This is a genomic window from Megasphaera stantonii (genome assembly GCF_003367905.1).
Taxonomy (GTDB): domain Bacteria; phylum Bacillota; class Negativicutes; order Veillonellales; family Megasphaeraceae; genus Megasphaera; species Megasphaera stantonii.
This window is the reverse complement of the sequence record NZ_CP029462.1, coordinates 1,258,862-1,273,437: the sequence shown is the minus strand read 5'-3', so window position 1 is coordinate 1,273,437 and position 14,576 is coordinate 1,258,862. Positions and strand designations below refer to the sequence as shown.

Sequence of the window (14,576 nt, the reverse complement as noted above, 5' to 3'; positions counted from 1 at the left end):
ATGACATATCGCCAGCGGGCCAACGCTATTTTGGCCTTGTCCTTTCTCTGCTTTCTGGCCATCTTCTGGTGGTGGTATACCCACGACGTAACCTTGTGGGAAGAACTGCTGTTTTTCGTCATTCAGTCGGCCCTCATCGGCAGTATTGCCGACTGGTTTGCCGTTACGGCGCTGTTCGACAAGCCCCTGGGCTTCCCCTATCATACGGAGCTGCTGTACCGCAACCGTACGCAGATTATCGACAGCATTACGAAGATCATTTCGGAAAAGCTGCTCCAGCCCAATATGTGGCAGGATAAGTTATATCAGATATCCTTTATGGATAAGTTTATCGGCTGGCTTCGCAGCCCCAGCGGTCGGGAAAAATTCCGCGCTCTCTTGTATGAAGTAGCCCAGCGTGCCTATAACCACGCCCAGAAGGGCAGCACGCAGGAATCCATCGCCGATCATATCCGCCAGTATTTGAAACGGCAGCCGTTGGTCAGCTTCTTCCAGGATCGTCTCATATCGCTGCTGGAAGATCCGAACAGCCATATGTTCAACGATGCCGTCGGCTTGGGCCGCGAGCTGGTGCGCAGCGACGATTTCGACGCCCTCCTGGATAAGCTCATTCAGCAGTGGATGGAAGAATCGAAGTATTCGACCGTATCCATCATTACGATTAACAAGTTTATCGGCGTCGTCGACACGCGGAAAATTGCCAAGGACATCAAAAAAGGCATCATCTCCTGGCTGGACCAGTGGGAACAGGCCGAAGGGGAACAGCGTGAATGGCTGTGCCGCAAGTTTGAATTGTTCTTGTATTCGATGAACGGCCAGCTGGCTTACGGCGTGCAGAACTGGCAGGACCAGTTTGTCGATTCCCTGCCTATTGAAAAGTGGCTCAGCGCGACGCAGCGTTCGGCCAAGGACTACTTTACCCAAGGCGATAAGGGAAAAGAAGAGCTGAAGGATTTGCTGGAAGAACAATTCCTGCGCTATGTCGAATACTGCAGCGCTCATCCGGAAATCAAAGATTGGCTGGACGAACAGATCCGCCGGGCCTGCAACGTCATCCTGGAACACGAGCACTCGCTCATCGCCGTAGCCGTCCGAGACGTGCTGACGGGCTTCGACAAGAGAAAGTTCAACGCCTTCCTGGAAAGCAAGGTCGGCGAAGATTTGGCCTGGATTCGCATCAACGGCGCTCTCGTCGGTGGTACGATCGGCTTTGCCGTATTCGCCTTCCTGCGGCTCATTTACGAGCCCTTCTTCGTGCCCTTTATGCGGGGACTGTTTTTATAATTGAATACAACTGCAGCAAAGGGCTTGCCGCTCATGTATTGGAGGCGGCAAGCCCTTCGTTTATGCTGATGAGGCTGTTGATTAATACTCCCATTGATATCGCTTCATGTCGACGCAGCCGTTAGGTTTGAACTGCACGCCTTCCTGCTCCAGCAGAACCCGCTGCCTGGCCCATCCCGGCGCAGTACGGCCGGCGCTGTTTACGACGCGGTGGCAGGGGTATTTGCCGTAGTATTGGGCCATGGACAGGACCTTGCCGATGAGCCGGGCGTTGCGATCGCGGCCGATGAGCCGGGCGATTTGGCCGTACGAAGCAACGGAGCCGGCAGGGATTTCGGCGACGACTGAGAGTATTTCGTAAATTAATTCTTCTGTTAGTACGTGTCTTGTCATAAGAGCCTCGAGGTGTGAATGGAAGTCGTTAACATCATCATAGCAAGGGGAAATTAGGGCGTCAATATGGTATAATAACGTAAACTGCTTATTTTTTCGGGGAGGGAACGAAGTGAAAGAGTATCATCATCTTACGCCGGCCTTAGTAGAAGAATTGAAGGGGATTGTCGGCGAAAAATACGTATATACTGATAAGGATAAGCTGATTCCTTACGAGAAAGACGAAGGCGTCGAACGGGAATATTTCCATTTGCCCGAGGCCGTCGTACTGCCGGAAACGGCGGAGCAGACGGCGGCGGTCATGAAATTGGCCAATCGGGAACGGATTCCCGTCGTCCCGCGCGGCGCCGGCACGGGACTGGAATTTGGCGCCGTGACCAATGATTTCGGCGGCATCATACTGAGTACGGAACGGATGAACCGCATTCTCGAGTTCGACGCCGATAAGATGTACATGGTCGTCGAGCCCGGCGTCATTACAGCGGAGCTTCAGGCGCTGGCAAAATCGAAGGGCCTGCTCTATGCCGGCGATCCGTGCAGCGGCGACAGCTGCTTTATCGGCGGCAACGCGGCGACCAACGCCGGCGGCAACAGGGCCGTGAAATACGGTACGACGCGGGACCAGATATACGCTATCGAAGTCGTGACGCCGACGGGAGAGATTGCCCAGTTCGGCGGCCGGCTGAAAAAAGTGACGGCTGGCTATCCGCTGGAAAAAATCATCATCGGCTCCGAAGGAACCTTAGGCATCATTACGAAGCTGACTTTAAAGCTCGTTCCCTTGCCAAAATATACCGTAGATATTCTGGCCGTCTTCCCGACGGTGGAAAGCGCCCTGTCCCTCGTAACGGCTCTTCCCAAGGCCGGTATTGAGCCGACGTGCCTTGAATGCATGGATAACGCCGTCATCCGCGTCGTCGAGCAGTACCTCGACGAAAAGCAGCCCTACTCGGACAAGGGCAATTACATGGTCATTCAGCTCGATGGCAAGAGCGAAGACGACGTAGACGATATGTGCGTCGCCGTCGATGAAATCTGCCGGGCTCAGGGAGCCTTGGAAATCTTCGTCGCCGACGCCGATAAGGTGTGGAACGCCCGCAAGGCCTTTACGGAAGCGTCGGCAGCAGAATGTCCTGTCGCAGCCATGGAAGATTTCGTCGTGCCGCCGGATATGCTGGAAAAGCTGCTGATAGAGCTGGAAAGAATCGGGCAGGCGCAGGGCGTCAAGTTCCGCGGCGTCAGCCATGCCGGCGACGGCAACCTGCACCTCGACGTGCTTCGCCGCGGCTTTACGGCCGACGAAGAAGCTGCGAAGATAGAAGCCTTTGAAGATGCGGCCTGCGCCGCCGTCTACGCCTTGGGAGGCAAGATTTCCGGTGAACACGGCATCGGCCAAAAGCGCAAGGCCCTCTTCGCTAAATACGAGGACCCGGCGGCCCTGGCCCTCATGAAAGCCGTCAAAAAAGCCTTTGATCCGAATCTGATCCTCAATCCGGGGAAAGTATTTGATATGGAAGAGTAATCTGAAATATATACAGCTAAATGCGAATAATGCGGCGTGACGAACAGCCACGCCGTATTACTCTTTATAGAAAAAGTGATAAAGGCATGTGAATAGAAAAGATATTGACGCTGCTGACTCGTTTAAAGCAGCAAGGAAAGATTAAGCGTGATTCAGAGAATAGAAAGACCTCTCATTGGATTTTAAAGCGCTAAATGCCTATGAATCCAATGTGTATTGGGTTGATATTGGGTTGATATAAAAGAATAAATATTTTTAGTTATACATGTAAATACATTAAGGGAAAGGCTTTATCTGCATGACGAAGCCTTTCCCTTTTGTATTTATTCATATATAGGACGATCTAGTTTGTTTAAGAAGTTCTAATAGATGCAGTATAAGGATATGCTGCTTGTTGGGCGTTTGAATATTATATTTTTTTCGATTTCAGCACGCCTTCGCCGCAGAAGCTGGGAATGAAGGTTTCGCTGGCGCTGTCTTTTTCCTGGACGAAGCCGTCTTCGATGCCGCTGTCGAAGAGGTACTGTTCGGCTTCGTCGTACTCTTCGTCAGTGAGGAAGCGGTCGATTTCGGGATAGTCGGCGGCTTTGCCGCAGGGGACGTACTGGCGCATGAGGCTGAACAGGACTTGTCCGTCGTCGAAATGGCTTCGCACCCAGTCGATGACGGCCTTAGTGTTTTCGACGCAGCCCGGCAGGATGAGGTGGCGGATGATGACGCCCTTCTGCAGGATGCCGTCGTCGTCGAGCTCGTAGGGGCCGACCTGGTCGTACATGCGCAGGATGGCTTCCGCCGCGGCCTGGGGATAGTCGGCGGCGCCGCTGTAGCGCTTGGCCAGAGCCGAATCCATGTATTTCAGGTCAGGCAGATAAATTTGTACCTTACCTCGTAAGGCGTCAATGGTTTCCGGCGCTTCATAGCCGCCGCAGTTGTAGACGACGGGAACGGGCAGGGGCTGCTCCAGGCTCTGCCGGACAGCCCAGGTATAGGGCGTCGGCGTGACGAGATTGATGTTGTGGGCTCCTTGCGCGATAAGTTCGCCGTAGATTTCGCGCAGCCGCTTTACCGTAATGGGAATGCCCGTGCCGCCCGTACTGATAGAGGCGTTTTGGCAGAAGCAGCAGCGCAGGTTGCAGCTCGTAAAAAATACGGTCCCCGAACCCCGCGTGCCGCTGATGCAGGGCTCTTCCCAGAAGTGCAGGGCCGCCCTGGCTACGACGGGCTGCAGGGACGTATGGCAGTAGCCGGCCATGGGCGCATGGGGCGTGTAGTATTGGCTGCGGACGACGCCGCAGCGCCGGGGACAATCGTTGCAGATATATTCGGACATAAAAACATCTCCTTGCAGTACAGTGTGCGGCAGTCTGCGCCGGCAGGCCGCCAAGGGATATACTGCATTATACCATATATAGAAAAAGGCTGCCTCTTACGAGACAGCCTTTTTACATGACAAGCAAATTTTCGAATTAATGATGAGCAATCGTCAATTCTTTGAAGCGTCTTGCTCTTGCGCCTTCGTCGTCCTGCTGAGCGACGAGCTGTTCCAAATGCTTCAGTTCTTCTGCTTCTACGGTAGCTGTAGTATCGTAGCTGGCAGGAACGGTCTTAGCCAGGTACATGCACTTCTTGAGGGAAGCGACGCTGATGATGATTACCAGGATAGCCATGATGGCCGAAACGGTAAACATGAGCATTTCGCCCTGAGGCAGATAGATTTCAAACATGTTGAGGAAGTCTGCCCAGAAGATAACGACCGTCAAAACAGCCCAGGGGAAGCCTGTTACCCAAACGTAGCGGGCTTTGCCCATGCTGCAGATAACGACGGAAGAAATAGCCAAGGTAATGATAGCCAGCAACTGGTTGGATACGCCGAAGATAGGCCAAATCGTGGACAAGCTGCCCTGCAGTACGATGTAACCCCAAGCGCCGGATACTAATGCGGAAGCGATGATGCCGCCGGGGAGCCAATGGGGATCGCCGAACTTAGGCCATACGCGGCCGATAAGTTCCTGGAACATGTAACGGCCGACACGAGTACCGGCATCGATGATCGTCATGATGAACAATGCTTCGAACATGATGCAGAAGTGGTACCAGTAGTTCATGAGGTGGTCGAGGCCAGGAATTCTGGAGAAGATGTGAGCCATGCCGACTGCCAGGGAAACGGCGCCGCCGGGACGATGGGCAACGTCTTCGCCGACCATCTGGTTCAGCATCGGGAGGTCAACGACCTGCATGCCGAGAGCCTGGAAGTGAGCGGCTGTAGAGTTAATAGCGAAGTAGTCGGCCGGCTGGAGAGCGCAGGCTGCGATCAAAGCCATCATGCCGACGAAGGATTCTGTAAGCATTGCGCCATAGCCTACGGGGAGGATAGAGCGTTCGTTCATGAGCATTTTCGGCGTCGTGCCTGTGGAAATCATGCAGTGGAAGCCGGAAATAGCGCCGCAGGCGATAGTGATGAAGATGTACGGAAGAACCGGGCCGGTAATAACCGGGCCGCCGCCGGCGCAGAACTGCGTAACGGCAGGCATTTCAACGCTCGGGCCGACGATGATGATGCCGAGGGCCAAGGCGCCGATCGTACCGATCTTCATGTACGTGGACAAATAATCGCGCGGAGCGAGGAGCAGCCATACAGGGAGGGCAGCGGCGATGAAACCGTAGAGGATCAAGGCGATGCTGACGCCTCTGGCGCTAATGGTAAAGATAGGAGCCAATGTCGGCGAAGCCTGGACGGACGGGCCTACGACGACGGCGAGCAATACGAGGACGACGCCGATGATCGTAGCTTCCTGAATCTTGCCGGGGCGCAGGAACTGCAGATACAAGCCGACGAGAATAGCAATAGGAATCGTCATGCCGATGGTGAAGGTACCCCACGGGCTGTCGTGCAAGGCGTTGACGACGACGACGGCCATACCGGCCATAGCGAGGATATTCAGGAACAATACGGCGAAGGACGTAGCCAAGCCGATTTTGTCGCCGATCTGCGCTTTTGCGATTTCGGCGATGGATTTGCCGTCATAGCGCATGGAAGCGAAGAGGATAACCATATCGTGTACGGCCCCTGCGAGGACGCCCCCGATAAGAATCCACAACGCGCCGGGCAAATAACCGAACTGAGCGGCAATAACCGGGCCTACGAGCGGGCCTGCGCCAGCGATAGCTGCGAAGTGATGGCCGAATACGACGTATTTGTTCGTCGGAACATAGTCGTGGCCGTCTTCGAAACGGAATGCCGGCGTGACTTTGTACTGGTTCAGCGTCAATACTTTAGCGGCGATGAAGGCGCCGTAAAAGCGGTAAGCCAGTACGAACACGAGTGCAGAAACAATAACTAAATACAAACCGTTCATACAAAAACAACCTCCTTTTAAAATTTTAGGGCTGCTTTTGAGAAATGAACTGCTATAATGATTCCTACTAGAGCAAGCCCTTTAACCGACTCTAACTATATATCAATAAGATTAAAATTTCAAGGTGGGCAGGGGCACAGTCCGTCCTCCGGTGATAATAAAATCTTTTGGTGACAAAAAAATAAAAAATGGCTCAAATATACATGCCTTATCTAGTATAATGAAAGAGGTTACAAGTCATATGTAGTATGTGATGAAAAAATATCATTTTATGCAGATATGTATATCAATTGATAATATACGCCGGAGGAAAACAAAAAAACATAATGTTCGTTTACCAATAGTCAGATTTTGCTGACAGTGGTATAATATATCTGCTTTAACTTTTTCGAGCCGTATAGCATGACGGCTTCAGCTATTACTTATTTATATTTTACATAACTTGTATAGGGGGTACAATTATGTCTCAGTCTGATTACACACTGGTGCTGCCGGCCTTTACGATCGGCGCCAACGCTTACGATGCCATCGGCCAGGTTACGAAGCCTTTCGGCAAAAAAGTCGTCATTATCGGCGGCAAAACGGCCTTGTCCAAAGCGGAAAAGCTGCTCCTCGACGCCATTAAAAACACCGATCTGGAAGTTCTCGGCGTGCTGTGGTACGGCGACGACGCGACGTACGAACGGGTAGACGCCTTGATGGCTGAAGACGCCGTTAAAAATGCCGACCTCATTTTCGGCGTAGGCGGCGGCCGGGCTATCGACACCTGCAAGGTCGTAGCCGATAAAGTCGGCAAGCCCTATTTCGCCTTCCCGACGGTCGCTTCGAACTGCGCTCCGTCTACGGCCATCGCCGTCATGTACAACGAAGATAAATCCTTCGCCGGTTACTACTACCTGCCGACGCCGCCGGTCCATACGTTTATCAATATGGACATCATCGCCGACTCGCCCTTCGACTTGTTCTGGGCCGGCATCGGCGACGCCATGAGCAAGGAATGCGAAAGCGAATTGGCCAGCCGCGCAGCCGACATTTTCCATACGATTCTCCTGGGGCGGGCTTTGGGCAAGGTCTGCACGGAACCGCTTCTCGAATACGGTGAAAAAGCCTTGGCTGACTTCAAGGAAAAGAAGGTCACCTATGAGCTGCAGCAGGTCGTATTGGACATCATCATCAGCACGGGCCTCGTTTCCAACTGCACGACAGGCCACAACGGCGTATACTATTATAACTCGTCTATCGCCCACTTGTTCTACAACTCGTCGACGGTGCTGCCGCAGGTCGTAGAAGGCCATCTCCACGGCGAAATCGTATCCTTCGGCGTACTCGTCCTCTTGACGTACGACAAGCAGTTCGAACTGCGCGACCGGATAGCCGCCTTCTACAAGAAAGCCGGCTATCCGGTCAAGTTGGCCGATTTGGATATCAAAGCCGACGAAATCGACGCGATCGTCGAAAAAGCGCCGGCCATTACGGAATGGAACTGCGTGCCGTCTCCGCTGACGAAAGAAGCCTTCAAGCAGGCGATCGTCGACACGGACGCCTTTGGCAGCGCATTATAAAACTGTTCAGCCGCATAAAAAGGGGCGACTCTCTGCAGGAGAGCCGTCCTTTTATGGTATAATAGACAAAAATGAGTAACCAGGAGGTATGCAATGGATAGTGTGCTGGAACAGGTAATCGCCGGTATCGGCCCCCTGAATCTGGAAAAGACCGGCGAGTGCTACGCGAAGCTGTCGAGCCTTGCCGTCCCTCAGGACGGGAATTTGACTTACTTGGCCGGCCGTATTGCCGGCGTCTCCGATACGCTGCAGCCATCGCTGCTGAAAAAAGCCGTCGTCTTATTTGCCGCCGACCACGCCGTCGACGGCGGGGAAAATAAAACGAAGGGCATGGGCAGCAAGGCCGCCGCGCTGGAAATCGCCGCCGGAAAGGGCCATATCAACAAGGTGGCCCATCAGATAGGAGCCGGCGTGTTGCTGCTGGATATGGGACTGGAGCAGAATATTCCCGAATCGGAAGGCGTTCAGGACTTGAAGGTCATGCACGGCAGCCATTTTTGGGCCAAAGGGCCGGCCATGACGGAAGACCAGATGCTGGACGCCATGTTCAGCGGCCTGCAAATCGGAGAAAATCTGGCCGACGAGCATTACAACGCCCTCGGCCTCGGCAATATCGGCGAACGGGGTCTGCTGACGGCCTTTATCCTCACAGCGGCCTTCTTCCGCGATTCTATGAACGACTTGCCGTCCCATATGAAATCGCAGGGCAAGCTGGAGCAGCTGACGGCTCTCATGGACCGGCTGGAACTGGATGCCGGCGATCCTCTGGATTTGCTGCGCCGCGCCGGCTCGCCCGATATCGCCGCCATGGTCGGCCTCATATTGGCGGCGGCCCATCGCCGTCTCCTCGTCGTATTCGACAACGCGGTGACGGGAGCGGCCGTACTGCTCAGCCGGGCCCTCTGCTCTCAGGTAGACGACTACGTCATCCCTTCGGCGCGATATGCCGAGCCGGTTCATCAGATGCAGATGAAAAAGATGGGCCTCAAGGCCTTCTTTGAAACGGGGCAGGATACGGATCAGGGCATGGGCTCGGTCATCGGCTTGTCCCTGCTGGATGCGGCAGTAGACATGATGAATAAGGAATTGAAATAAGACGATAGCGATGCCCCTTTGCGGCAGGAAGGAGATTATACATGAAGACCTTATACCTCGATTGTTTTTCCGGCATCAGCGGCAATATGTTCACCGGCATGCTTCTGCAGGCCGGCGTGCCCTTCGACGCCTTTCAGGACGCCATGGCTTCGCTGAAGCTGGAAGGATATTCCCTCGTCTGCGAATCCGTTTCCAAGCTGGGAATTCAATCGGTCTATTACAACGTAATTCTTGATGCGGAACGTCATCACCATGCGCACGACGGCGGGCACGATCATGAGCACCATCATCATCACGAACATCACGGTTCGCACAGCCACGAGCATCTCGTCGATACGACGGGCCATCACCATCATCACCAGCACCGCGGCCTGCAGGAAATCACGGCGATTATCGAAGCGTCGCCGCTGTCGGACAGCGTTAAGGCGAAAAGCCTCGCCGTATTCGGCGAGCTGGCAAAAGCCGAGGCAAAGGTTCACGGCGTGCCTGTCGACCAGATTCATTTCCATGAAGTCGGGGCCGTCGACTGCATCCTGGACATCGTCGGCGTTGCCTGGGCTCTCGAATATCTGGGCATAGAGCAAATCGGCGCGTCGCCTCTCCACGTCGGCAGCGGCTTCGTACGCTGCGCCCACGGCGTTATGCCCGTACCGGCTCCGGCTACGGCAGAACTGCTGGCAGGCATTCCCTATTATGCTACGGACATCCGCGGCGAACTCGTCACGCCGACCGGCGCGGCCCTCGTCAAGACCCTGGCTTCCTATATCGGCCCCCGGCCCAAGTCCTTTGTCCATGACATCACGGCTTACGGCGCAGGCACGAAAGACCTGGAAATCCCCAACGTCGTCCGCGGCTTTATCGGAGAAGCTGAATCATGGCGGTAAGGAACGGCGGCAGGACAGACACGATTCTCCTGCATGTCTTGGCTCATGACAGCTACATAAACGTAAGATAGGTAAGGCGCCGCGGAGATATTTTTTGCGGCGCTTCTTTTATGGAGAAAGTAGAGTATATCTGGTAGAATTCATCATATAATCAATTCCATCAACTATTTGCGAAAAAAGTGAAAAAATCTATTGACAGATTACAGGAGGCGTGATATTATGATTAAGCGTTCTGATGAACTCGCCGACACAGAGAAGGTTAGAAAGAACGTCGCAAAAAAGTTCTTAAAAAACTTTCAAAAAATGTGTTGACAAGCACAAACGAAAGTGCTAAAATAAACTTCGTCGTCATGCGGAAGTAGCTCAGTGGTAGAGCACCACCTTGCCAAGGTGGGGGTCGCGAGTTCGAGCCTCGTTTTCCGCTCCATATTTCCTCTTTAAGAGGAAGCTATTCCTCAATAGCTCAGTCGGTAGAGCAATCGGCTGTTAACCGATTTGTCGTAGGTTCGAGTCCTACTTGAGGAGCCAATACAGGGGTATCGCCAAGCGGTAAGGCTACGGACTCTGACTCCGTCATCGTTGGTTCGAATCCAGCTACCCCTGCCAAATTTATGATCCACTAGCTCAGTCGGTAGAGCACCTGACTTTTAATCAGGGTGTCCCGAGTTCGAATCTCGGGTGGATCACCATCATTTACTCTAGCATGGCCCCTTGGTCAAGTGGTTTAAGACACCGCCCTTTCACGGCGAGAACATGGGTTCGAATCCCGTAGGGGTCACCACTATCCGGGCGATTAGCTCAGCTGGGAGAGCGCCTGCCTTACAAGCAGGATGTCAGCAGTTCGATCCTGTTATCGCCCACCAATTTTTTTACAAGACATACACTTCGGTGTATGTCTTTTTTTGCATGTATGACGGTTATTGGCCAAGACGCTGCGTACCGAATGTCTGTCGTTGCTTCCTGTTGGCATACGAAGATATCCCCTCTTTGCTGAAATTCCTCGTCTTCTGGTCAGGAACGAAACTCCCTTCGTTCTGCCGCCGGCCTTTAAGATAACACATAGACTCATGTATGATAGCATAAATGCATAATAGTATATTATAAAATGATTAACTTTCATGCCGAATTGTTCGTATTATTGCAATAAGCAGGCGAAACGTATTTGATTCGACTCCATTTTGTATTATAATAAAGCTGTCAAACATTCATTTTTAAGATTTATTTAAGGAGTGGTTCCCTCATGCGATTTACTGAAGATTTGAAAGCCCGTGTTGCGAAAGCGCAGAAGAAGATTGTTCTTCCGGAAACGAGCAGCCCCCGCGTACTGAAAGCTGCCGAACGTGTTTTGGCCGAAGGCTTTGCCAGAATTGTCCTCGTAGGCAAACTGGAACAAATCAAAAAAGATGCTGCTAAATACCAGATTGACCTTACGGGCGTTGAAGTAATCGACCCGGCAACGTATTACCGCATGGACGAATTGTGCGCATATTTTGCAAAACGCCGCGAAAAGAAAGGCATGACGCCGGAAAAAGCATACGAAGTTATGGTTAACAACTACACCTTCTTCGCTGCCGGCCTCGTTGCTCTCGGCGAAGCTGACGGTGTCGTATCCGGTGCGATTACGACGTCTGCCGACGTTATCCGCGCCGGCCTTCAGGTCGTAGGCCCCCGTCCGGGCAACAAGACCGTATCCAGTGCCTTCATTTTGCTGACCAATACGCCGCAGTACGGCGATAACGGCATCCTCGTACTGGGCGACTGCGGTGTTATTCCCGATCCGACGGCAGAACAGCTGGCTGACATTGCCTGCATCTGCGTGGAACGTGCTGAAAGAACTGTACAGATGTTAAGACCTCGCGTTGCCTTCTTGTCCTACTCCACCATGGGCAGCGGCGCCGGCGAATCTGTCGACAAAGTTCGTCAGGCTGTACAGATCCTGAAAGACCGCGGCGTAGAATTCGACTTCGACGGCGAAATGCAGGCTGACGCCGCGTTGGTACCGGAAGTTGGCGAACGCAAAGCTCCGGGTTCCAAGGTTGCCGGCCATGCCAACGTCCTCATTTTCCCGAACCTCGATGCTGCTAACATCGGCTACAAGATGGTTCAGCGTTTTGCCAACGCAACGGCTCTTGGCCCCTTGGTTCAGGGCTTGGCAAAACCGATTCTCGACTTGTCCCGTGGCTGCTCGACAGAAGACGTCGTAGACGTCGTCGCCGTTTGCTGCTCTGACGCAATTACGACAGATATCATGAAAAAACAGGCCGCTCATCCCTTCGAAGGCTAAGAGCGACAGGCTGCGCCGTTTATAGCGGCGTGCATAAAAACAGCGCATACGATATCGTGTGCGCTGTTTTTATATTCTCAAGTATGCAGTTGATTCGTTTCGGCCTTTTGCCTGGCCTTTCGGCATAACTGTTTCCTGCCGGCTTTTTCCCGCTGCCGTCAGCGTTTTACGCGAACTCGCTTGTTGCCGACGACCATGGAACGGCTCAGTGTGCGGTAGGCCATGTACGTAAAGAACAGAAAGCCGAAGAGGAACACGAGGGCGTATTCGTCGGTCAGCTTTTCGTGCTGCGAGTAGTAATAGGCGCAGCCCAGCGTGAGGAGCAGGCTGGCGTACATCGACAGGACGGAGCACCAGGTACGCTGGCCTCGGTCGCGGACGGCGTAGAATTCGCGGTATTTGACGTACAGGGCGATAGTAGACACGACGAGGACGACGCCTGCCGCTGCCGGGACGATCGGATTGATTTGCAGATATAAGGACACTAATAGGAGGACCATGAGCAGGAAGGTCCAGAGAAAGATGTATTCCTGCAGCCGAAGCTCTTCCTTCGGGTCGTCGACAGCCTGCTGCCGTCGGTCTTTTCGTTTTTGTGCCATATGAAACCTCTCCTTGCTTGTATAGTCATGCCCTTATTATAGCACAACCTGCCGGGAAGAGCAGGGGTCGCCTTATATTGACAGGGCCCGTGCCCCATGATACGCTAAATGAGGATAGTTGATATACAATCGCAGATATCCCGACTGCGCGGCAGCAGGCCGCGGCGAAAGGAGAGATAGACGATGAACGCTGTAAAAACCTATGACGTCATCATTATCGGGGCCGGGCCGGCCGGTATTTTTACGGCTCTGGAGCTGGCCGATACGGGCCTGAGTATTCTCATCGTGGAAAAGGGGCAGGACATTCGCGAGCGCATTGCGACGAGCCGCAATAAAAACGCCCTGCCTAAGGATAAGGTCCGCAACGTCGTGTGCGGCTGGGGCGGCGCCGGCGCCTTCAGCGACGGCAAGTTGACGCTGACGACGGAATACGGCGGCAATTTGGACGACTACATGTCCAAGGCCGAGCTCATGGAAAAAATAGCCTATGTCGACGACGTATACTGCCGCTTCGGCGGCGCAGACCGCAAGGTATACGGCGACGAAAATAAGGAGTGCATCCGCCAGATGCAGCGCAAGGCCGCGGCGGCTGATTTACGGCTTATTCCGGCGCGGATACGCCACCTCGGCACGGATGTAAACGCCCAGATACTGACGAATATGCGCGACTTCCTCGACGGCAAGATCGACATCATGGCCGATACGGCCGTAGACCATATCGTCGTGGAAGACGGGCAGGTGCGGGGCGTTATCATAGCAGATCAGCTGTATGCCTGCCGCTACCTGGTCTGCGCGCCGGGCCGGGAAGGCTCGGAATGGTTTGTCGGCGAAGTAGACAAGCTGGGCCTCAAGCTGACGTCCAACGCCGTCGATATCGGTGTGCGCGTAGAAATGCCGGCAGAAATTTTAGAGACCATTACCGACATAGTGTACGAATCGAAGCTCATCTATTTCAGCAAGTCCTTCGACGATAGGATTCGTACCTTCTGCATGAATCCCTATGGCTTCGTCGTAGAAGAAAACAACGACGGCCTCTTGACGGTCAACGGCCACAGCTATGCTCACAAGCGCAGCGAAAACACGAACTTTGCCATCCTCGTGTCGAAGAAGTTCACCGAGCCCTTCCACGAGCCGATCAAATACGGCAAATACATCGCCAATTTGGCCAATATCCTCGGCGGCGGCGTCATTGTCCAGCGGCTGGGAGATCTTCTCGACGGCCGCCGTTCGACGCCGGAGCGCATTCTGCGGGGCCTCGTGCGGCCGACGATGCCTGATGCGACGCCGGGCGACTTGTCCCTCGTCCTGCCGTACCGCCACCTGCAGGACATCAAGGAAATGCTCGAGGCGCTGGACAAGGTGGCTCCCGGTGCCAATTCGCGCCATACGCTGCTGTACGGCGTGGAAGTTAAATTTTATTCCAACCGGCTGGAACTGAATCACAAATTGGAAACGAAGATTCCCAATTTCTTTGCCATCGGCGACGGCGCCGGCATTACGCGGGGGCTGGTGCAGGCCTCGGCGGCCGGCGTGACTGTCGGCAAGGAAATCCTGGAACGGGAAGGCCGGTAAACCGTATCCTGTAGGGATATGGAAG

11 protein-coding genes and 6 tRNA genes are annotated in these 14,576 nt (G+C 53.8%); 13 read left to right on the top strand and 4 right to left on the bottom strand.

What is annotated here, in order from left to right:
* Positions 1-1,284: a DUF445 domain-containing protein gene (locus DKB62_RS05970; RefSeq protein WP_107196134.1), complete on the top strand. Its 1,284-nt coding sequence runs from the start codon at positions 1-3 to the stop codon at positions 1,282-1,284.
* An 81-nt stretch (positions 1,285-1,365) separates the two neighbouring features.
* Here DKB62_RS05970 and DKB62_RS05965 read toward each other — a convergent pair whose 3' ends face one another.
* Positions 1,366-1,677 (bottom strand): MGMT family protein, encoded by a 312-nt coding sequence (locus DKB62_RS05965; protein ID WP_107196135.1) that lies wholly within the window; start codon positions 1,675-1,677, stop codon positions 1,366-1,368.
* A gap of 112 nt (positions 1,678-1,789) precedes the next feature.
* On the opposite strand from DKB62_RS05965, the gene DKB62_RS05960 reads away from it, so the two are divergent.
* Positions 1,790-3,199 (top strand): FAD-binding oxidoreductase, encoded by a 1,410-nt coding sequence (locus DKB62_RS05960; protein ID WP_107196136.1) that lies wholly within the window; start codon positions 1,790-1,792, stop codon positions 3,197-3,199.
* A gap of 409 nt (positions 3,200-3,608) precedes the next feature.
* Here the strand turns inward: DKB62_RS05960 and DKB62_RS05955 are convergent, their stop codons facing one another.
* Both DKB62_RS05955 and DKB62_RS05950 read right to left on the bottom strand, forming a co-directional pair.
* Complete coding sequence (locus tag DKB62_RS05955) at positions 3,609-4,529, bottom strand: radical SAM protein (protein ID WP_107196137.1); 921 nt, start codon at positions 4,527-4,529, stop codon at positions 3,609-3,611.
* A 136-nt stretch (positions 4,530-4,665) separates the two neighbouring features.
* On the bottom strand, positions 4,666-6,555 hold the full coding sequence (locus DKB62_RS05950; protein ID WP_087478788.1) for a carbon starvation CstA family protein: 1,890 nt from the start codon (positions 6,553-6,555) through the stop codon (positions 4,666-4,668).
* Positions 6,556-7,016: 461 nt separating this feature from the next.
* Here DKB62_RS05950 and DKB62_RS05945 point away from each other — a divergent pair, with 461 nt between their 5' ends.
* The 10 genes from DKB62_RS05945 to pta all read left to right on the top strand — a co-directional run bounded on the left by DKB62_RS05945 (position 7,017) and on the right by pta (position 12,380).
* Entirely contained in the window at positions 7,017-8,117 is a 1,101-nt protein-coding gene (locus DKB62_RS05945) for an iron-containing alcohol dehydrogenase family protein (RefSeq protein ID WP_107196138.1), read from the top strand.
* A 93-nt stretch (positions 8,118-8,210) separates the two neighbouring features.
* Positions 8,211-9,212, top strand: coding sequence for a nicotinate-nucleotide--dimethylbenzimidazole phosphoribosyltransferase (locus tag DKB62_RS05940; protein WP_107196139.1), 1,002 nt, complete (start codon positions 8,211-8,213; stop codon positions 9,210-9,212).
* Positions 9,213-9,253: 41 nt separating this feature from the next.
* The gene (larC, locus tag DKB62_RS05935) at positions 9,254-10,096 is read left to right on the top strand and encodes a nickel pincer cofactor biosynthesis protein LarC (RefSeq protein ID WP_087478791.1); all 843 of its coding nucleotides are present in this window, start codon (positions 9,254-9,256) and stop codon (positions 10,094-10,096) included.
* A 352-nt stretch (positions 10,097-10,448) separates the two neighbouring features.
* Positions 10,449-10,523 (top strand) — tRNA-Gly (locus tag DKB62_RS05930).
* Between the two features lie 25 nt (positions 10,524-10,548).
* Positions 10,549-10,624 (top strand) — tRNA-Asn (locus DKB62_RS05925).
* Positions 10,625-10,628: 4 nt separating this feature from the next.
* Positions 10,629-10,702 (top strand) — tRNA-Gln (locus tag DKB62_RS05920).
* Between the two features lie 7 nt (positions 10,703-10,709).
* Positions 10,710-10,785 (top strand) — tRNA-Lys (locus DKB62_RS05915).
* Between the two features lie 16 nt (positions 10,786-10,801).
* A tRNA-Glu gene (locus DKB62_RS05910) sits at positions 10,802-10,877 on the top strand.
* A 6-nt stretch (positions 10,878-10,883) separates the two neighbouring features.
* A tRNA-Val gene (locus DKB62_RS05905) sits at positions 10,884-10,959 on the top strand.
* A gap of 377 nt (positions 10,960-11,336) precedes the next feature.
* On the top strand, positions 11,337-12,380 hold the full coding sequence (pta, locus tag DKB62_RS05900; protein WP_107196140.1) for a phosphate acetyltransferase: 1,044 nt from the start codon (positions 11,337-11,339) through the stop codon (positions 12,378-12,380).
* A 158-nt stretch (positions 12,381-12,538) separates the two neighbouring features.
* On the opposite strand, the gene DKB62_RS05895 is transcribed toward pta, so the two are convergent.
* A complete protein-coding gene (locus tag DKB62_RS05895) occupies positions 12,539-12,979 on the bottom strand; it encodes a hypothetical protein (protein WP_087478868.1) in 441 nt (146 codons plus the stop codon).
* A gap of 183 nt (positions 12,980-13,162) precedes the next feature.
* Between DKB62_RS05895 and DKB62_RS05890 the strand changes: the two genes are divergently transcribed.
* Entirely contained in the window at positions 13,163-14,551 is a 1,389-nt protein-coding gene (locus DKB62_RS05890) for an NAD(P)/FAD-dependent oxidoreductase (protein WP_087478867.1), read from the top strand.
* Positions 14,552-14,576: the final 25 nt, after the last annotated feature.

Coding starts and splice junctions, on each gene's coding strand:
- DKB62_RS05970 (WP_107196134.1), top strand. CDS start 1: ATGACATATCGCCAGCGGGCCAACGCTATTTTGGCCTTGTCCTTTCTC.
- DKB62_RS05965 (WP_107196135.1), bottom strand. CDS start 1,677: ATGACAAGACACGTACTAACAGAAGAATTAATTTACGAAATACTCTCA.
- DKB62_RS05955 (WP_107196137.1), bottom strand. CDS start 4,529: ATGTCCGAATATATCTGCAACGATTGTCCCCGGCGCTGCGGCGTCGTC.
- DKB62_RS05950 (WP_087478788.1), bottom strand. CDS start 6,555: ATGAACGGTTTGTATTTAGTTATTGTTTCTGCACTCGTGTTCGTACTG.
- DKB62_RS05945 (WP_107196138.1), top strand. CDS start 7,017: ATGTCTCAGTCTGATTACACACTGGTGCTGCCGGCCTTTACGATCGGC.
- DKB62_RS05940 (WP_107196139.1), top strand. CDS start 8,211: ATGGATAGTGTGCTGGAACAGGTAATCGCCGGTATCGGCCCCCTGAAT.
- larC (WP_087478791.1), top strand. CDS start 9,254: ATGAAGACCTTATACCTCGATTGTTTTTCCGGCATCAGCGGCAATATG.
- pta (WP_107196140.1), top strand. CDS start 11,337: ATGCGATTTACTGAAGATTTGAAAGCCCGTGTTGCGAAAGCGCAGAAG.
- DKB62_RS05895 (WP_087478868.1), bottom strand. CDS start 12,979: ATGGCACAAAAACGAAAAGACCGACGGCAGCAGGCTGTCGACGACCCG.
- DKB62_RS05890 (WP_087478867.1), top strand. CDS start 13,163: ATGAACGCTGTAAAAACCTATGACGTCATCATTATCGGGGCCGGGCCG.